Source organism: Caballeronia sp. LZ032 (genome assembly GCF_031451315.1).
GTDB lineage: Bacteria > Pseudomonadota > Gammaproteobacteria > Burkholderiales > Burkholderiaceae > Caballeronia.
Map to the genome: position 1 here is coordinate 249,334 of NZ_JARUXP010000005.1, position 17,790 is coordinate 267,123.

Annotated in this window: 16 protein-coding genes; 4 read left to right on the forward strand and 12 right to left on the reverse strand. The window is 60.7% G+C overall.

Annotated features, from left to right (window positions below):
• Nucleotides 1-580: 580 nt before the first annotated feature.
• From gmtX to QCE69_RS35825, 10 genes are all read right to left on the reverse strand, one after another.
• Nucleotides 581-1,243, reverse strand: coding sequence for a gamma-mobile-trio protein GmtX (gmtX, locus tag QCE69_RS35780; RefSeq protein WP_309935651.1), 663 nt, complete (start codon nucleotides 1,241-1,243; stop codon nucleotides 581-583).
• A complete protein-coding gene (locus QCE69_RS35785; protein ID WP_309935652.1) occupies nucleotides 1,240-3,846 on the reverse strand; it encodes a VPA1269 family protein in 2,607 nt (868 codons plus the stop codon). The genes gmtX and QCE69_RS35785 overlap by 4 nt, the downstream gene beginning before the upstream one ends.
• A gap of 28 nt (nucleotides 3,847-3,874) precedes the next feature.
• The gene (gene gmtY / locus QCE69_RS35790) at nucleotides 3,875-5,257 is read right to left on the reverse strand and encodes a gamma-mobile-trio recombinase GmtY (RefSeq protein ID WP_309935653.1); all 1,383 of its coding nucleotides are present in this window, start codon (nucleotides 5,255-5,257) and stop codon (nucleotides 3,875-3,877) included.
• 83 nt (nucleotides 5,258-5,340) lie between these two features.
• Nucleotides 5,341-6,603 carry an MFS transporter gene (locus QCE69_RS35795; RefSeq protein WP_309935654.1) on the reverse strand — a complete coding sequence of 421 codons (1,263 nt, stop codon included), beginning with the start codon at nucleotides 6,601-6,603 and terminating at the stop codon, nucleotides 5,341-5,343.
• Complete coding sequence (gene arsH / locus QCE69_RS35800) at nucleotides 6,554-7,318, reverse strand: arsenical resistance protein ArsH (protein ID WP_309935655.1); 765 nt, start codon at nucleotides 7,316-7,318, stop codon at nucleotides 6,554-6,556. Before arsH ends, QCE69_RS35795 begins: the two co-directional genes overlap by 50 nt.
• A gap of 13 nt (nucleotides 7,319-7,331) precedes the next feature.
• Nucleotides 7,332-7,778 carry an arsenic resistance N-acetyltransferase ArsN2 gene (arsN2, locus tag QCE69_RS35805; protein ID WP_309935656.1) on the reverse strand — a complete coding sequence of 149 codons (447 nt, stop codon included), beginning with the start codon at nucleotides 7,776-7,778 and terminating at the stop codon, nucleotides 7,332-7,334.
• 9 nt (nucleotides 7,779-7,787) lie between these two features.
• On the reverse strand, nucleotides 7,788-8,849 hold the full coding sequence (gene arsB / locus QCE69_RS35810) for an ACR3 family arsenite efflux transporter (RefSeq protein ID WP_309935657.1): 1,062 nt from the start codon (nucleotides 8,847-8,849) through the stop codon (nucleotides 7,788-7,790).
• Nucleotides 8,836-9,357: an arsenate reductase ArsC gene (locus tag QCE69_RS35815; RefSeq protein ID WP_309935658.1), complete on the reverse strand. Its 522-nt coding sequence runs from the start codon at nucleotides 9,355-9,357 to the stop codon at nucleotides 8,836-8,838. Before QCE69_RS35815 ends, arsB begins: the two co-directional genes overlap by 14 nt.
• The gene (locus QCE69_RS35820) at nucleotides 9,354-9,812 is read right to left on the reverse strand and encodes an ArsI/CadI family heavy metal resistance metalloenzyme (RefSeq protein WP_309935659.1); all 459 of its coding nucleotides are present in this window, start codon (nucleotides 9,810-9,812) and stop codon (nucleotides 9,354-9,356) included. Before QCE69_RS35820 ends, QCE69_RS35815 begins: the two co-directional genes overlap by 4 nt.
• A complete protein-coding gene (locus QCE69_RS35825; protein ID WP_309935660.1) occupies nucleotides 9,809-10,141 on the reverse strand; it encodes a metalloregulator ArsR/SmtB family transcription factor in 333 nt (110 codons plus the stop codon). Before QCE69_RS35825 ends, QCE69_RS35820 begins: the two co-directional genes overlap by 4 nt.
• A gap of 193 nt (nucleotides 10,142-10,334) precedes the next feature.
• Here QCE69_RS35825 and imuA point away from each other — a divergent pair, with 193 nt between their 5' ends.
• The 3 genes from imuA to QCE69_RS35840 are packed head-to-tail and all read left to right on the forward strand — an operon-like array spanning nucleotide 10,335 to nucleotide 15,666.
• Nucleotides 10,335-11,111: a translesion DNA synthesis-associated protein ImuA gene (imuA, locus tag QCE69_RS35830; RefSeq protein WP_309935661.1), complete on the forward strand. Its 777-nt coding sequence runs from the start codon at nucleotides 10,335-10,337 to the stop codon at nucleotides 11,109-11,111.
• Nucleotides 11,041-12,504 (forward strand): DNA polymerase Y family protein, encoded by a 1,464-nt coding sequence (locus tag QCE69_RS35835; protein ID WP_309935662.1) that lies wholly within the window; start codon nucleotides 11,041-11,043, stop codon nucleotides 12,502-12,504. Before imuA ends, QCE69_RS35835 begins: the two co-directional genes overlap by 71 nt.
• A 15-nt stretch (nucleotides 12,505-12,519) precedes the next feature.
• Nucleotides 12,520-15,666, forward strand: coding sequence for an error-prone DNA polymerase (locus tag QCE69_RS35840; RefSeq protein WP_309935663.1), 3,147 nt, complete (start codon nucleotides 12,520-12,522; stop codon nucleotides 15,664-15,666).
• Between the two features lie 41 nt (nucleotides 15,667-15,707).
• On the opposite strand, the gene QCE69_RS35845 is transcribed toward QCE69_RS35840, so the two are convergent.
• Nucleotides 15,708-16,187 carry a hypothetical protein gene (locus QCE69_RS35845; RefSeq protein ID WP_309935664.1) on the reverse strand — a complete coding sequence of 160 codons (480 nt, stop codon included), beginning with the start codon at nucleotides 16,185-16,187 and terminating at the stop codon, nucleotides 15,708-15,710.
• Between the two features lie 360 nt (nucleotides 16,188-16,547).
• Here QCE69_RS35845 and QCE69_RS39650 point away from each other — a divergent pair, with 360 nt between their 5' ends.
• Nucleotides 16,548-17,378: an H-NS family nucleoid-associated regulatory protein gene (locus QCE69_RS39650; RefSeq protein ID WP_409021276.1), complete on the forward strand. Its 831-nt coding sequence runs from the start codon at nucleotides 16,548-16,550 to the stop codon at nucleotides 17,376-17,378.
• A gap of 176 nt (nucleotides 17,379-17,554) precedes the next feature.
• On the opposite strand, the gene QCE69_RS35855 is transcribed toward QCE69_RS39650, so the two are convergent.
• A complete protein-coding gene (locus tag QCE69_RS35855) occupies nucleotides 17,555-17,758 on the reverse strand; it encodes a cold-shock protein (protein WP_309935666.1) in 204 nt (67 codons plus the stop codon).
• Nucleotides 17,759-17,790: the final 32 nt, after the last annotated feature.

The following is a 17,790-nucleotide window of genomic DNA, read 5'->3' on the forward strand; positions in this document are numbered from 1 at the left end:
TTCTCGCTCGGACGTCCCACGTTGTTTGCGGACGAGGCGCGCGTTTCCATCGCTGCTGACCACGTCTTGTTGCCAAGCCCACTGCCCGTCACACGTTCTGCGATAGTGCGTGTGAATGACGCGCTTGACGGCGAACGCCTTTGAAATCATTCGCTGACTTTATCCGCCCTTTGCGCCTTTGGTACGTGGTCTTGAACACCGAAAAGCTCGTCTGAGCGTCCGCGGCGGCTCCATCGACCGATTTACCCGCGGCCTGGACGCAGTCAAAGCGAGCGTTGCGTCGATGCGCGCCGCTACAAGGATATCCATTCGATGGCCTGCCGGCGACTAAAAAGGGGCAATTCACTGTTCGCGTTTTCGATGTAAAGTACTGTACATCCATACAGTACAATTGTACATCGCCGCCATGTCCGCCCTGCCAAAACACGTCGAGTCGATCCACCCCGCGCTCTGGACCTATACCCGTGGAGTACATAATTTGAGAGCGAAAAGCGTGAAAGCGTTCTGCGATGGGGTCGCCAAGGACTCTCCGTTTCGATGTATGCATACATCGAACTACATCGTTTCGGTTATCGGCTGTTCAGGCTCCGAGGATCTTTCGTATTGCACGCGCGAAGCCGACATCGAACACAGTCCGACCGTGTTCGTTCACGATCTCGCCATGGCTGCCTTCGTGTAAGCCATGTCTTTCGAGGTAGTCGGCAGAGACCGCCTTCCCCAGCGCTTCACGTTCTGAAGGAGTGAGCTGCGCGTTGTGGCCGTTCGTCGTTGTTGGCAACGCGATGGCGGCTCCTGACGCGCGCACACCGATTGGGCGTCGATCCACGACGACTTGAGCGTTGGATTTCAGAAGGTTGACCTCGGCCCGGAGCTTGTCTCGTTCCCCGATGATTGCTTGCATGATGGAGCGGATCGCGGGGTCGTGAATACGCATGAGGTATTCGTGGCTTGCCAGCGGTTTCGATGGTCGAAGTGTCGGTGGCCCGGCATACGTCGCCCAGGCCGAAATCAGCTTGCGGTAGTCTGCCGATTGCATGTTGTAGAGGACGCGCCCCTTTAGGATGCCTTCCGCCTCCGCCAGGCGACCAATGGTTGAGAGAGAAAAATCGCGCGAGCCTGATTCCTGATGCCTGCGACAAATCTCGTGCAGCGCTTTTAGCCTAGCAAGCCGATGGGCGCGACCACCCTTGGCGAGCAGCGTGCCGAGAAGCACGTTCGGGTGGTCGAATGTCGCGCTGTTCATTCTTGCGACTCGTCGATTCGTTGAGGCTTGCGCTTGAGCATGCGGGCGGCACTGCATTCCGGCAGAAACGTGGCGAAATCAACGCCAAATCGCTCGCTCAGACTCCGGCCGGCGTCCATCAGGTTGATGACCTGCCGCGTTCCCAGCACGGGATTGGCGGGGTTCATCTGCCGCGCGAGACGGCGCATGAATGCGTTGCCAACGCGGAGTTGCTCTTCTTCGGCCAGCGTCATGAAAACGGGCGCAAGGTGATCTCGATAAAGCACAGCATCGAGCAACTGACTACGACGGAATACTGCCTTGCCTGCATCGAGATCCGGATAGAGCTCGACGTCTTCGCAAACTCCAGCGAGCTGAAGCAATTCCGATTCGGTCTCTTCGAACGCGATGTGCACATCGCTCGCGGTGCCCACCGCCACTAGTTGAGTAGAGTCTTCGACGGCCCGGTCGAGCGCAGCCTTGCAGCGCTCAATGAGCCGCCAACAAGCGGTGAGATCCTCCGCGAAGTCGTTGAATCGCTTCATCGATCCTTCCCACACGCGCTCTGCTTGCCGAAAGGCATCGAGATGAAGGAAGACCTCGCCGGCGTCTTCAGCGTCAGCCTTCTGCTTCTTTAGGTCAAGAAGCACGCGTTCATTCGCGAGGCAAGCATTGCGGGCCTCGTCGAAATGGTAGGCGATCGTGTTGAAGTGCGCGGCGAGCGATGGAAGGTAGTGAGGCTCCGTCACGAACCAGCGGCATCGAACGCAGTTGCGATTCCCTCCCGGAACGGGAGCGTGCTTTGCGTTGCCAACGGCAGTCCCTGGCAAAACCATCGGACCTCCGTTGTGGCATCCGCCAATCGAACGATTTTCCATCGAATCGCTGGCGTTTCCTCCAGCGAGGCACAGGCCGTGGTGCATTGGCATCCAGCCCAACGCGTTTCTCGCCGCTGGATGCTCAGGGATTGCATCTTCAACACTGCTCACACTATTGCAGATCGCACTTCGGACAAGTTCGTCGTGTGCAGTATCGAGCAGAAAGTTCTGAATGCTCGCATTCTTATTTGCATCCAGGCGAGCCTTCGCATCGAGGAGGACGTCGCGAATATGGGTGGCTCCAGGCTTGGTGTAGTACAAGGTCATAACCAACCGGCTATGACCGACAAGCTTCTGCAGCACAGGGAACGGCACCTGTCCTTCCAAGGCCAGCGCAGTGACAAGGGAGACTCGCAAACTGTGAAGTGGGAACAACGTCCTCTTCTTGGACTGGGGCGGCAGCAGCCGAATCGGTGTTCCGTTGTGGTGAGTCTCGGAACGCCCGGCGAGCCGTGATTCGAATGCCTTCAGCAAATAGAACCAGCACGAATTGAGCGCCTGATCCTGAAGCGGAAAGTTACGCATTCGTGCCGTTGGATATTCTGGCAATCGGAAGAGAAAGCACGCGTCAGGATAGCGCGCCAACTGAAAATCAGTCTTGGCGATGATATGTCGACGATCAAGTTCTGCACATGAGGTCCGACGCGAGATGGGGTTGTACTTCTCTTGCCAGTTGCGCAGCTTCTCGATCCAGTAGAAAACATTCTGGTGAACCGCTCCGCCGTGCGTCCACGGCAGCAAATAGCCCTTCTCTGGCCCTGACTTAGAGACGTCGGCGGTCTTGTTCGTGTTGATATAGAGGACCGCCAGTGCGTTCTCGTTGTTGTTACGATCATAGTCGCGCCGGAACACACCCTGCTGTAGCGGTCGAGATTCGCTTCCTTCTGCAATCTCGCTGCTGTTTCGTTCCCAACGTCCTGCCGCATAGCGCCAGGTGTCTGCCTCTCCGGAGTCAAGTACGCGGACTTGGCTAGTTCGTAACGGCAAGATAAGCTTCACAAGCAGTGCAACCCATCGGACTGGACTCCACATCTGCAACACTTGACCACCGCGATAGTTTCGACTCAGCTTACGCATGCGCCAGACGCAATCCGGATCGTCGCGATCAATCTCGTCTTCGGTCACGTCGAGCCAATCAGGCGCGCTCGCACCCATATGGCCGATCTTGCTCCCGAGCGCACCGTGTGCCCATTGCCAATCGCGAAAATGGGGTCCCGCCGCCAGCATCTGCCGAAGTTGGTCGATGTAGCCATAAGGCAGCGGTGAATAAACGCTCTCGCCGCGCTTCGGCAACCCCGCTTTCGACATACGACGTACCGGGTTGTGATAGCCCTGCATTAATACGGCGTCGTCGTCTTTACCAATCTGACTGAAATGCCGAAGCAACACAAACTGCAGAAAAGCGTGGATAAGATTGTTCGCGCTGATGCCCCAAGGAGAGTCAGGACACGCCGTTCGGTGAAATTCTGGAACCTGTGTCGTTTGCGCCAGGAATACACTCGGGTCCAGCGGCAGGCTCTGCAGAATGAGGTAGCGCTCGAAGAAAGTCGATAGGGCCTGCAGTCTTTGGTGTAGACCATGCGTTTCCCCACCGAGCCACTCCAAGGCGAAGACTCTCCAGGCTGCAAGTTCTGGATAGAACTCCACCACCCAGGCCAGGGTTGCATCCGAATCGCGTCGCATGCTGCGCTCGGTCCTTGCCGCCTTGCGACGCCCCTTGGGTTTAGTTGGAGAGGTCTTGTACATGTGTTTGCTCGGTCACGTGGAGATGTGGCTAGTCAGATGAACGGACCAAATCCGACAAAGGCGTCGTAAGAAGTCCATCCAGCCGGTGCGCCGCTTGCTGAAGTGCTTCTCGGGCTTCGCTAAAGCTTGGTTGTGTGTAGATCTCCTGGCTCTCGATCGATGCGTGATGCATGAAGCGGCGAATCATCGGCTTCTCGATTCCCGCGTGCTTCAAACGCTGGCCGTAGGCGTGTCGGTGCCCGTGCGGAGTTGTGCCAAGCGCCTTGCCAACTTCGAGGCCAATGCGTTTGCACGCGGCCGCGTGAGCCTTGTTGTATTGCGTGAGGGTGTATATCGCACCATAGGGTGCGCGCCGCAGGTTTACGAAAGCGAACGGATGATCCCGATCAAAATGCGCAAGCTGCTTCAGATAGCGATGCCACAGTTCCAGAAACCACTCGCCGTACTCCGGCACGAACCAGTACGCCTGCTTGTAGTAAGGACCGTCATGCATACCGCCTTTCCAGCCAGCATGCCGACGGTCCATCAAGTCTGTACGCGGCACAAGGCCGAAGCGCTGGCCGAGGTATTCTGCTCGGTTCGATTTACGCGGTCGTCCTCGCTCGTCGCACCAATCAGCAGGCGCGGTCCCGTAGTGCGGATGGTGGATGATGACCTTGGCTTGACGCGGATCCTGTGGATCTGGAAATACGTCCTGAACGTAAAGGTGAAAAGGCTCCGACTCTCGAAATCCCGCGCCATGGAGCAGTAGCGTGATCAAGATGCCACGATAGTCGTAACGATCGCCGTTGCGAAAGCCTTTGAAGAGCAACGCTTCAAAGTGACGTTCTGGAAAAGCTGGCGGCTCACCTCGCGCGACCTTCGGGATTCTCCGGTAGCGAAGCCAATATCCTGTGGCGCGCGCGGTGGCATTCGACGCCCACGTATGCCCAAGGAAGGCCTTGCTTCTACGGTATTGGTAAGCGGCTTCATCGAGCTGTCGATCTAACGTGCTGCCGACGTACCGAGGATTGACGCTGGCTGCTTCAGGACGAATTTCGCCCAACCAATTGAAGAAGTCGCTCAAATGGACGATGATGCGTGCCGCGTCGTGCGGCGAGCGAGGTGGCCAGCAAAGGCCCGTGGCGTCAATTCCTGTTTCGCGATTGAACGTTCCTGTGTACAGACGCTTCGCGAAATTCTGAAACAGTTGATGAGGGTCGCGTTCGGCGGGGTTGAGCTGAATGTACTCAAGAAAGAGCCGCACCGATCGCGTCACCTTGCGCATCCACTCCAGACTGCGATCGTGGCTTCTATGCAGGAAATAATCAATCAGCGGCTCGAGTATCCCCGTCGCGGCAAGCAGGGCGGGGATCTCAGTGTAGACGCCGGTTTCGTCCGTGAGGACCTTTGCTCTGATGCTGACGAACATCGCTCGACAGAAATAGCAACACCCTACGCACGCTTTAAGTCACCACGTTGACCGTTGTAAGTCATCGCTGCTCCCGAATCGACTCACCGATAAGAGAGCCGTGCCGGCGCGCACCTCGCTGCGATAAAAAAGCTGACGGCGGATAGCGCGGAGACAAGCAACACCGTCCATTCGACGGCGACATACCCATGCGTCAGTCCCCAGATGCTGGCCGCTGCGATGGGCGCGATGCCCTTCGCAATGTTCGACGGAAACGACAGCATGCCGCTGATCGCGCCGTAGCCCTCCGTCCACAGAAACTGCTGGACGATCGTGCCGCGCAGGATCGTCATCATGCCGTTGGCGGCGCCATAGCAGAGCGCGAAGATCCACAAAAGCGCAGCGGATTTGCCAGCCACAATCAGGACGACCGTCGAGACGGGAAAGAGTGTCACCACGATGAAACCAACTGTCGTGATGGTGACCTTGCGATCGAATGCGAACCAGACCGCGCGGGCGATGACTTGCGCGGGTCCGATCAGCGCCATGGTGATGACCAGAACCGTGTTGGTGACGCCGCGCTCGACCATCAACGGAACCAGATGAAATGTGAGCGCGGCGAAGGTCGCGTAGTAGGTTGTGAAGCACAGCGCGAGCGCCCAGAAGGTAGGCGTGCGCAGTGCACGTCGCGTTGCCGCAGCATCGACCGCCATGCGCTCCGCGCTCGGCTGGGAAGCGTTCGGGTCGATTCGTGAGGAGCGGATCGCGACGACATGAATCGGCAGGCAAATGATTAGATTGCATGCGGCCAGTGCCACGAGCGCGAGACGCCAACCGGCCACATCCACGAGGAACTGCGTGACCGGAATGAAAACCGTGCTCGCGAATCCCGCAACGAGCGTCACCAGTGTGATCTTGGTCTTGTATCGCAGCGGATAGCGATGCGTGAGCACGGCGAAGAGCGGGTCATAGAAGGTCGCCGCCATCGACAAGCCCAAGCCGATCCACGCTATGAAGAGAATCGTGAGCGACGATGTGGCCGACCACATAAGCAGCATGGCTGCCGCGATCAGCGATCCAATGGCCATGACCCGACGTCCGAGCCCGTGGTCGATCCATTTGCCCACCGGATACGCCGCGAAACCCGAGACCAGCAGTCCGAGCGAGAGGGCCGCATTCGTGGACGTGCGGCTCCAGCCCATCGTCTGCTCCATGGGTACGACCAGCAGCGAAAACGAATAGTAGACCGAGCCCCACGACACCAGTTGGGCGAGCGCGAGCGCCCAGGTGGCCAGTGATTCGGCGCGATCCGTCGAATTACTCGACTTCACTGTCGTCGGTGTCGGCGTTCTGTGTGCTGTGCTCATGGCTCATTGCTGCATTGGCGAGGACGGAAACTGATGCCGGGGCCTTCTCTTTACGCTCGCTGTATCGGTTGGTCAGGTAGTCTGAGCGGTCGCGCACGAGCAGCGTGAACTTATACAGCTCCTCCATCACATCGACCACACGGTCGTAGTACGACGAGGGCTTCATGCGACCGCTCTCATCGAACTCCTGGAACGCCTTGGCTACCGAGCTCTGATTGGGAACGGTCACCATTCGCATCCAGCGGCCGAGCACGCGCAAAGCGTTCACCGCGTTGAAGGATTGCGAGCCGCCCGACACCTGCATGACCGCGAGTGTGCGCCCTTGCGTCGGCCGGATGCTTCCGGAGTCGAGCGGCAGCCAGTCGATCTGGTTCTTGAACACGCCGGTCAGCGCGCCATGTCGTTCCGGGCTGCACCACACTTGGCCTTCGGACCAGATGGACGCTTCGCGCAATTCGACGACCTTCGGATGGTCAGCGGGCACGCTGTCGGCGAGTGGCAGACCATGTGGATCAAACACTTTGGTCTCGGCGCCCAACTGGCGAAGGATGCGCTCAGCCTCGAGTGTCAGCAAGCGACTATAGGAGGTCGGACGGAGCGAACCGTAGAGCAGCAAGATGCGCGGCGGATGATCCGAGATCGTCCGGGGTTCGAGCTTTGTGAGATCGGGCGTGTCGAGATGAGAAAGACTGACGTTCGGAAGATCGGTGGACATCGTATGAAATGGGCTACGGGGTGATGGGGCGTGAGAGCAAAATCGCTGTGGCCGGGCACAGTTCAACGGCCTGGCGCGTGGCGAGGATCGCGGCAGGCGCGGTCTCGCGGCTCACAAGCTTGAATCCGGTCGTCTCGAAGAAGGCTTGTGCGTCAGTCGTGAGGAGCCACGCAGTTCTGGCGTCCGCGTCGAACGCCTTACGCAACAGCGCGGCAACCAGAGTCTGTCCGATGCCTTTGCTTCGACAGCCTGGCTCGACTGTCACCGAGCGGATCAGCACATCGCGCCCGTATTGTTCGAAGCCACCGTATCCGACGTGCGAACCGGCAAGCGTCGTGAACCCGAAAAAGCGGCGCTGCGGTTCGTTGAGGTCATCGACCGGGAGGCCGTCACGGACCAGGGCCGTGACCAGACCGGCGTCACTTCCGACGGTCTCGTGTGCAATGATGATGGCTCTCACACTCGCTCCTCAGGCCGTCTCGTACCAGCGCTGCGAGCGATTCACGACGCCAACCACGAGCAGCATGACTGGCACTTCGATCAGCACGCCAACGACTGTCGCCAGCGCCGCGCCAGACTGAAACCCGAACAAGCTGATGGCGGTGGCAACGGCCAGTTCGAAGAAATTGCTCGCGCCGATCAGACTCGACGGACCCGCCACGCAGTGCGCGACCCCGAGCTTGCGGTTCAGCAGATAGGCCAACCCGGAGTTCAGAAACACCTGAATGAGAATGGGGACTGCAAGCATCGCAATGACCAGCGGCTCCCGGACGATTGCTTGCCCCTGAAACGCGAACAGCAGCAACAGCGTGGTGAGCAGTGCGCAAATCGAATAGGGTCCGAGGCGCGACACCGTGCGGTTGAAGTGGGCCTCACCCTTCGCGAGCAGCACGCGACGCAGCAACTGCGCGATAACAATCGGGATGATGATGTAGAGACCCACCGACGTGATGAGTGTGTTCCAGGGAACAGTGATGGCGGATAGGCCAAGGAGCAGCGCCACGATCGGTGCGAACGCAACGATCATGATCGCGTCGTTCAGCGCCACTTGCGACAAGGTGAAATAGGGATCGCCCTTGCAAAGCTGCGACCAGACGAACACCATCGCCGTGCAAGGGGCGGCGGCCAGCAAAATGAGGCCGGCAATGTAACTGTCGAGTTGCGCTGCAGGCAGCCAGGGAGCGAAGACGTGGCGCACGAAGATCCATCCGAGCAGCGCCATGGAGAAAGGCTTGACCAGCCAGTTCACGAACAGCGTGACGCCGATCCCGCGCCAGTGCCCCTTGACCTGCGCCATCGCACCGAAGTCGATCTTGATGAGCATCGGGATGATCATCACCCAGATGAGCACGCCCACCGGCAGATTGACCTGCGCCACTTCCATGCGACCGATAGCCTGAAACAGCGACGGCAACCATTGGCCCAGCGCGATGCCCGCGACGATGCACAGCGCAACCCACACCGTCAGGTATCGTTCGAAGAAGCCGATGACCGGACGGCTCGCGCGAGCGACCGAATCAGTGCTGCTCATTGGATTCCTCGGCGGGACGTTCGCCAATCGCGCGCACTTCCTTCTGGGTTGCATTGCGATCGAGTACGTATAACGGCAGGTTCACAAACTGGCTCACCCGCGTCAGAATCTGCCGATAGACCTTGGTGAAGACCGCGCGCTTCTCTTCGTCGCTGCCCACGAATGCGGCAGGGTCTTCAAAACCCCAGTGCGCGGTGATCGGCTTGCCGGGCCATATCGGGCACACCTCGCCAGCCGCCTGGTCGCACACGGTGATCACGAAGTCCATTTGCGGCGCGTCCGACGCACCGAATTCATCCCAGCTCTTACTGCGCAGCCGGGCCGTGTCGTAGTCCAGCGAGTCGCAGCGCTCGAGCGCAAACGGATTGACCGCGCCTGACGGGTGACTGCCTGCGCTGAACGCGTGGAATCGGCCCTTGCCGAGCGTGTTAAACAGCGCCTCGGCCATGATGCTTCGGGCGCTGTTGCCCGTGCAAAGGACCAGAATGTTGTAGGTCTTGTCGTTCACGTGTTGCTCCGATTGAGATCTGCGCCCGCGCAGCAGGCATTTGAAGAAACGCGGGTTTCGCGCGAACGATCGCGCGACTCTCCATAAACAGGGGCGTGCTCAAGCGTTTGAAACGTCTCCCATGGGACGCCCTGTGGGTCCACGGTCCAGGTCTTATCCGACTTTGCGTAGCAGCAGGTCGTCGCCGTCTGATTCGTGACAGGCAATTCAGCGCTTGCGAAGCGCGCTCGCATCTCGGCGAGTTCCTCGTCCGATTCGACCTGAATGCCAAGGTGATCAATGCCAGGCTTTACGCCACGCTGCGAAATAGCGAAGTTGACCTTCGGATCGCTCAACTCCCATTTGCGGTAGTCCGACTTCGATACCGTCGGTTTCGCGCCTCCAAACATGGCGACGTAGAACCGGGTGCTCGCATCAATATCTTCGACAGCAACGTGGATGTGCATGCGTTTCATGATTTAGCTCCTTGGCACTGCGACACACCTTGAACGGAACAGCCAGCGCCGGCACAGCAGTTCTCGGTCAGAAACCCGAGCAGTCCGTTCATCGCATCGAAGTTGGCTGAATAGAAGATGAACCGTCCCTTCTGTTCGCTGTTGACGAGGCCCGCATGCGACAGGTCTTTAAGGTGAAACGACAGGCCAGACGGCGAGAGGCCAAGCTGCTGAGCGATCTCACCAGCCGGCATGCCTTCGGGGCCCGCGACAACCAGTGCGCGGAAGATCGCCAGGCGCGATTCATGAGCGAGCGCGCCGAGCGCGCGTACAACGAGGTTCGAGTCCATGGCGGCATCATAGACCTGTCGATTCAAAGATTCAAGTAATCTTGAAACGACACAGCGACGGTGCGTGGTCGATCAATTAGGGACGGGAAATAGCGAGCGGAATCGAAGAAGGTTGGACTCGACGTCCAACCGGAAACTCAAACACTTGGGCTAGAATATCTGTATATTTATACAGTACTTCTGGAGCCAAATCGTGAGTCGGACTGCCTTAGCCGCACAGCAGTTACGCACGCCCGAGGAACGGGCGCGCTCCATCGATGCTGCGCTCGACACAAATATGTATTCGGAGTCGGGGGGAATAACGCTCTGGCGCGGGTCTCAGCTCGCGCGCGCCTACGGCAAGACGGTCGACACGGGCTACGCGGCGCTCTCGACGGAGTTGCCTGGCGGCGGATGGCCGCTCGGGTCGCTCGTCGAATTGCTGGTGCAGCAGCCCGGCGTAGGTGAGCTTCGCCTGTTGCGCCCGGCGCTCGCCGAACTCAGCCGCCGGCCGGTTGCGCTACTGCAAGCACCCCACGTGCCCAATTCGCTCGCGTTCTCCTATTTGGGATTGCCGCTCGACAAGCTGATCCAGTTGCGTGCGCCGAAGACCGCCGACGCCCTCTGGTGCGCCGAACAGGTGCTGCGGGCACGAAGTTGCGGCGCGTTGGTCTTCTGGCAGCAGCACATTCGCGCCGAGGCCCTGCGGCGGCTGCATCTCGCGGCGCAGGCGACGGAGACGCTTTTTCTCCTTGTCCGGCCGCTCGCCAGCGCAGCGGATGCGTCGCCGGCCACGTTGCGGCTAAGTGTGCGTTCGGCCGATGGCGGCATCGTCGTCGACGTCGTCAAGCGACGAGGACCGATACGAAACGAGACGCTCAGCGTCGCCCTCCAACCCTCACCGATTCTGCTCAGCCCTCATGGCCGTACTCGTCGCCATTCACCTGCCCCGGCTTTCGCTGGAGGTATTCCGTCCAAGGTGGTCGCCTAGGACGGCGAACGGCTGCGTAGTGCTGGACAAGGACAAGGTCGCCATCGCCGACGCGGTGGCTCGGGAGGCGGGCGTCTCGCTCGGGATGAAGCGCGGGGGCGTCGTGACGCTCGCGCCCGATGCGCTCGTCTACGACCGCGCGCCCGTGCGCGAGCAGGACATGCTGCGCGAGGTCGCGCTCGCCCTGATGCGCTTTTCGCCGATGGTGGCCGTCTGTGAAGAAGATACGGTCGTAGTCGATGTGTCGGCGAGCCTGCGTCTTTTCGGCGGCATCCTGCGGATCTGCCATCAGATCAGGCAGATCGTCGACGCCGTGGGCGTGAGCGTGCGCATGAGCGTCGCCCCGACCGGTCAGGGCGCCTGGATGCTCGCCAAGCGCGGGCATCGCCGCGTGCTCAAGATGCGTTCCCTTGAGCGTGAGCTCGACTCGCTGCCATACCTGGTCGTGCCGGAAATCCGCCGCTTCGCCGACTGGTTCGCCGGGCTCGGATGCCGTGTGCTCGAAGATATCCGGCGCCTGCCGCGCGCCGGGCTGAAAAAGAGGTGTTCCGTGGAGTTGCTGGATTCGTTGGACCGCGCCTACGGGCTGTCGCCGGAACTGTACGCGTGGCTGGATGTGCCGCCCACGTTCAGCGCCCGCGTCGAACTGCCCGACCGGGTCGAACATGCCGAGGCGATTCTGTTCTCCGCTCGCCGGCTCGTCGTGCAGCTATGCGGCTGGCTGAGCGCGCAGCAACTCGCGCTCACGCACGCGAGCGTGACGCTCGAACACGAACGCGGACGCGAGGCGATCGAGCCGACCACGATCGACCTGGCGCTCGCCGAGCCGACCTGGCACGAAGAACATCTCGTGCGGCTGTTGAAAGAGCGCTTGGGGCGGGTCGAACTTCCGGCGGCTGTCATCGCCGTGCGGCTCACCGCGACCAAAGTCCAGGCCGCCGAACCGCCCACTGATACCCTCTTCCCGGACCCCGGCGGATCGGCGGAGGACCACAATCGTCTGCTGGAACTGCTCGTCGCGCGTCTGGGACCGGAGAACGTGCTGCGCCCCGCGCCGACCTCGGATCACCGGCCGGAACACGCGAACCGCTGGGTATCGGTCCAGGATGCAGCCAGGCCCGAAGCGCCGCCCTGCGACCTGCCCCGCCCGACGTGGCTGCTCGAAACGCCGCTGCGTCTGATGATCAAAAACCACCGGCCGTTCTACGGATCGACGCTGAAACTCGTTTCGACGGGCGAGCGCATTGAGGCCGGCTGGTTCGACGGCGATCTGGCGGCGCGCGACTACTTCGTCGCCGAAGCCGCCGACAAGAGTTGCTACTGGATCTACCGCGAGCGCCCGAGCGCCACCTCGGACGAAGTGCGCTGGTTCCTGCACGGCCTCTTTGGATGACATGAGCCAAACCCCGTGGATTCGCCTTTCTCCGCCCTGCCCGCCTATGCGGAGCTCTTCGCCTTTTCCAATTTCACGTTCCTGCATGGGGCGTCGCGCGGGGAAGAACTCGTCATGCGCGCGTCGCAGCTTGGCTACTCGGGTCTCGCCATCACTGACGAGTGTTCGCTCGCAGGCGTCGTCCGCGCTCATGTGCAGGCGAAGGAAGAGAAGCTGCCGCTCGTCATCGGCTCGTATTTCAAGCTGGTGCACGCCGACAAACGCCCCGCCTTCGGGCTGATTCTGCTGGCTCAGAACCGCGATGGTTATGGCAACCTGTCCGAGCTGATTACACTCGGCCGCATGCGGGCGGCGAAGGGCAGCTATCTGCTGACGCCGCAGGACATCGCGCGTCCGGAAAAGACGTATGCGCATCTGCGCGGCATGCCGAATTGCCTCGCGATCCTCATTCCCGATTTCCCTGCGAACGAAGACGCGCTCGCCGCGCAGCTCGAATGGATGAAAGCGACCTTTCCGGCTCGGGCTTGGGTGGGACTGACCCTGCATCAGCGCGCGATGGACGATATCCATCGCGGCACGGTCGAACACCTTGCCTCCCGGCATCTGGTGCCAGTCGTCGCGACCGGCAACGTCGTCATGCATGTGCGGTCGAGAAAGCCGCTGCAAGACACGATGACGGCCATTCGCCTCGGCAAGCCCGTCGCGCAATGCGGCTACGATCTCGCGCCCAATGCCGAACAGCACCTGCGCTCGCGCCTACGGCTCGCCAACCTGTATCCCGAGCACGCGCTGACCGAAACATTGAGCGTGCTGGAGCGCTGTACTTTTTCGCTCGACGAACTCAGGTATGAATATCCCGACGAACTGGTTCCGCCAGGCGTTACGCACGAGGCTTACTTGCGGCAGGAGACGTATGTCGGTGCGCATCGGCGGTTTCCGCACGGCATCCCGCACGCGGTGCAGGAACAGGTCGAGCACGAACTGCAATTGATCCGCGATCTCGAATACGAGGCGTATTTCCTGACGGTCTATGACATCGTGCGCTTTGCCCGCAGCCAGCACATCCTGTGTCAGGGCCGTGGGTCCGCGGCGAACTCCGCCGTGTGCTATTGCCTCGGCGTGACCGAAGTCGATCCCTCGCGCGGCAACATGCTGTTTGAGCGATTCATCAGCAAGGAGCGCGGCGAGCCGCCCGATATCGATGTCGATTTCGAGCATCAGCGGCGCGAGGAGGTCATCCAGTACATCTATCGAAAGTATGGACGCGACCGCGCGGCGATCGCGGCGGCGGTCTCCACGTATCGGCCTCGTGGCGCGCTGAGGGAAACGGGCAAGGCGCTGGGCGTCGACCCGCAGATCGTCGACCGAGTCGCGAAGAGCCATCAGTGGTTCGACAATTCGCAGGACCTGTTGCAACGGTTCGGCGAGTCGGGGCTGGACCCGGAGAACCCGTTGATTGTCGCGTGGGCGTCGCTTGCGGGGCAGATACTGAATTTCCCACGCCACCTGTCGCAGCATTCGGGCGGTTTCGTGATTAGTCGCGGCAAGCTCACGCGGCTCGTGCCCGTCGAGAACGCCGCGATGGCCGATCGCAGCGCCATCCAGTGGGACAAGGACGATCTCGAAGCGCTCGGGCTGCTCAAGATCGACGTGCTTGCGCTCGGCATGCTCTCGGCGATCCGTCGCACGCTCGACATCGTGTCCGAGCAACGCGGCGAGCGTTTCGAGATGCAGGACATTCCTGTCGAGGACCCCGTCACCTACGAGATGATTTCGCAGGCGGATACGATCGGCGTGTTCCAGATCGAATCGCGTGCGCAGATGTCAATGCTGCCGCGGCTCCAGCCGAGGACCTTTTACGATCTCGTGATCGAAGTCGCGATCGTGCGGCCGGGGCCGATTCAGGGTGGCGCGGTTCACCCCTATCTTCGCCGCCGGCAGGGGTTCGAGCCTGTCACCTACCCTAGCGACGCGCTCAAAGTCGCGCTCGGACGCACGTTGGGCGTACCGATTTTCCAGGAGCAGGTGATGCAGGTCGCGATCCTCGCGGCGGGTTTCACGCCAGGCGAAGCGGATCAGCTCAGGCGCGCAATGGCGGCGTGGAAGCGCAAGGGCGGCTTGCAGAAGTATTACGACCGCATCGTCAACGGTATGCGCGAGCGCGGGTATAAACAGGACTTTGCGGAGGCCATTTTCGAGCAGATCAAAGGCTTCGGTGAGTACGGCTTTCCCGAGAGCCACGCGGCGAGCTTCGCCCTGCTGGTGTATGCAAGCAGTTGGCTGAAATGTCACGAGCCGGCTGCATTTCTCGCCGCGATGCTCAATTCGCAGCCGATGGGCTTTTATTCGCCCTCGCAACTCGTCCAGGATGCGAAGCGGCACGGCGTGCAGGTGGCGCCCGTCGATGTGACGATCAGCGGCTGGGATTCCGTTCTCGAACGTCGTGAAGGAGAGGCGGCGGCCGTGCGGCTCGGCTTGTCCTTGCTCAGAGGGATGCGCGACGGCGCGGCGGAGCGGATCGAAGCCGCACGCGCGGTCAGGCCGTTCCTGAATGTCAGCGATCTCGCGCGGCGCGCGCAACTCGACCGGCATGATCTTCAGGTGCTGGCGAGCGCCAACGCGCTGGCGTCTCTCGCGGGAAACCGTCGCGAGGCGTTATGGCAGTCGGTCGCGGCTGTCCCCGACAAGGACATGCTGGCCGGCGCCCGCCTGGAAGACGACACACCGGTACTCGGCGCTCCCTCTGAAGCGGAAGACATCGTCAGCGACTATAAGTCGACCGGACTCACACTCGGGCGTCACCCGCTGGAGTTGCTTCGCCCGATCCTGCTCGAGCAGCGCCTGATCCCGGCATCGACGCTGCGAACGTATCCGAATGGTGGGCTCGCGCGCGGCTGCGGCCTTGTGACCGTCAGGCAGCGACCCGGCACCGCCAAGGGCGTGATGTTCGTGACGCTCGAAGACGAGACGGGCAATGTGAACGTGATCGTCTGGCCGTCATTGCTCGAGAAACAACGAAAAGAAGCGCTCGGCGCATCGCTGCTCGCGGTCTACGGCACCTGGCAATGCGAAGGCGAAGTGCGCCACCTCGTCGCGCAACGGCTTGTCGACATGTCGCATTTGCTGGGCGGATTGACGACGGTCAGCCGGAACTTCTGCTGACAATCCCCAAGCACGGGATGGCCAGCAGATCGCTGGACTGCTCACGAACCTCCTGTACCGGCCAGCGCGGGAAGCCCGAGCGCCGGAGCCAGCGTCTTATAGTCCAGCAGAAAACGCGGATCGCCCGCTGCCTCGCGCGACATCCATTTGGTCAACTCTTGCCGGCATGACTCGGCTTCCATCCGAACGAAGCAGGTCGAGCGCTTCGGCATCATGCTGGCAGCCCAATAGAACTTGAAGAGCGTCTGCCGCTCGGAGGCATCCATTTCCAGGGCCTCCGGATCGTGACCTGAAAGCCACTGCTCGACCTTCACGCGCAGCGAAGCTTCCGATTCATTCGGTCCATACGAGAACATGTACGCGCCGCCCGCCTGTGCCGTTTGGAAATCATCAAGCACGATTGCCAGCACGAATCGCGCGGCTTGCGGGTTGATCTTGAGGTCTGCTGCCTGAGCGCTGCCCGCCAATTGCAACCAAGCGACGGCGAAGCCGATTAATCTGCTGTTGATCCACTTAGACACAACCGGGCCGTAGGTTTCGTTAAAGACACATCTTCCCGTAGCTTACGCCCGGCAGGCGGATCTGCCGACTTTTTGTACGACTCCGCCGAGACCCTGTCGACAGGGACGAGGATCTAATGCAATCGTGTCCAGCTCATTCAGAAGCAAAGGCAGGAACAAATAAGCGAAACCTCACGCTAAATGGTGCTAAGCGCTTCGCCTTATTGACAAATAGTGGCATAGTTCGGGGCATGACCATTAAGGAGACCGCTCATGGCAACCCTTGAACAAATCAAAGAAAAAATGAAGAAACTGCAGACTCAAGCCGACGCGCTGACCGCTAAGCGCTCGCGCGCAATACTTGATGACATCCATGCTTTGATGGCTCAACACAATCTGACATCCGCAGACATCGACGCTCATCAGAAGAGCTCGGCGCGCAAAGGGCGGCCGCGCGGTGCCCTATCGCAGAAATCCGCGCAGACTACGCGAACCTCATCCAAATCGTCGTCAGCAGCCAAGGGGAAACTGCCGGCTAAGTACCGCAATCCGAAGACCGGCCAAACCTGGAGCGGCTGGGCACGCCCCCCGGCGTGGATCGCTAAGGTCAGGGACCGGACTAAGTTCCTCATCGACGGCAGCTCGGCAGAGACAACTGCAACTTCCACTACGACGAACGGAGCGACGGACGGAGCATCGACGAAGCGCTTGGCGAGCCAACCGGCGGCCAAGAAGCGTGCGTCAGTGAAGGCGAGCGCGTCTTCAACCAGCGCCCCGGCATCGAGCGTCGCTGCGACGAAAAAGTCCAGCACCACACAGCCGGTTGCAAAAAAGGCCAGCCGGAAGGTCGCAGCGAAGAAGGCGAAGTCTACGGCCGCGCCCGCTCCCGCGACAAAGACTGCCGCAACAAAGACCGCCGCGACGAAGACTGCCGCGAAGAAGGCAGTCGCCAAAAGAACCGTTGCAAAAAAGGCGGCGGTTAAGAAGTCTGTGACGAAGAAGGCTGCTGCGTCTACGAAGTCCGCGGCGAAGAAGGCGGTATCGGCAAAGACCCGCGCGGGAAAAACCGCGTCCAAGCGTGCTTCAGCGGCAGAGGCGCGCACTGAACGTTCGGCCGCTGAAGCAAGTGTCGCAGCGCCTGATACGCGCGGTGCTGACGCCCATATGACGCCGCCGGTGGCACCGCCGAGTGGCGGAGAGGCGACAGCCTAAACTTGGCAAACTGTTGACGGGGAAGCTCGGGCGCGCTCGGAGCTATCACCAGCAACGCTGCTTTTGACTTCCCCGCAACTGCCCCGCCCCGTCTCAAGACGAAATGGGCAGGCGCGGCCTTGCTGAACGAAAGAGCGGCCCGTACGGGGCCGCTCTCGACTATCGACGTCGGGCCATTACAGCGGCTGAATCGTCGAGGCCTGCTTTCCCTTGGGTCCCTGCTTGATTTCGAAACTCACTTTTTGATTTTCCAGCAGCGACTTGAAGCCGCTGCCTTGAATTTCGGAAAAGTGCGCGAACAGATCCTCGCCACCTCCATCCGGCGTGATGAAACCATATCCCTTTGCATCATTGAACCACTTCACAGTACCGGTTGCCATTTTTGCTACACCTCTACAGATAACGAATCACG

Coding starts and splice junctions, on each gene's coding strand:
- gmtX (WP_309935651.1), bottom strand. CDS start 1,243: ATGAACAGCGCGACATTCGACCACCCGAACGTGCTTCTCGGCACGCTG.
- QCE69_RS35785 (WP_309935652.1), bottom strand. CDS start 3,846: ATGTACAAGACCTCTCCAACTAAACCCAAGGGGCGTCGCAAGGCGGCA.
- gmtY (WP_309935653.1), bottom strand. CDS start 5,257: ATGTTCGTCAGCATCAGAGCAAAGGTCCTCACGGACGAAACCGGCGTC.
- QCE69_RS35795 (WP_309935654.1), bottom strand. CDS start 6,603: ATGAGCACAGCACACAGAACGCCGACACCGACGACAGTGAAGTCGAGT.
- arsH (WP_309935655.1), bottom strand. CDS start 7,318: ATGTCCACCGATCTTCCGAACGTCAGTCTTTCTCATCTCGACACGCCC.
- arsB (WP_309935657.1), bottom strand. CDS start 8,849: ATGAGCAGCACTGATTCGGTCGCTCGCGCGAGCCGTCCGGTCATCGGC.
- QCE69_RS35820 (WP_309935659.1), bottom strand. CDS start 9,812: ATGAAACGCATGCACATCCACGTTGCTGTCGAAGATATTGATGCGAGC.
- QCE69_RS35825 (WP_309935660.1), bottom strand. CDS start 10,141: ATGGACTCGAACCTCGTTGTACGCGCGCTCGGCGCGCTCGCTCATGAA.
- QCE69_RS35835 (WP_309935662.1), top strand. CDS start 11,041: ATGGCCGTACTCGTCGCCATTCACCTGCCCCGGCTTTCGCTGGAGGTA.
- QCE69_RS39650 (WP_409021276.1), top strand. CDS start 16,548: ATGGCTCAACACAATCTGACATCCGCAGACATCGACGCTCATCAGAAG.
- QCE69_RS35855 (WP_309935666.1), bottom strand. CDS start 17,758: ATGGCAACCGGTACTGTGAAGTGGTTCAATGATGCAAAGGGATATGGT.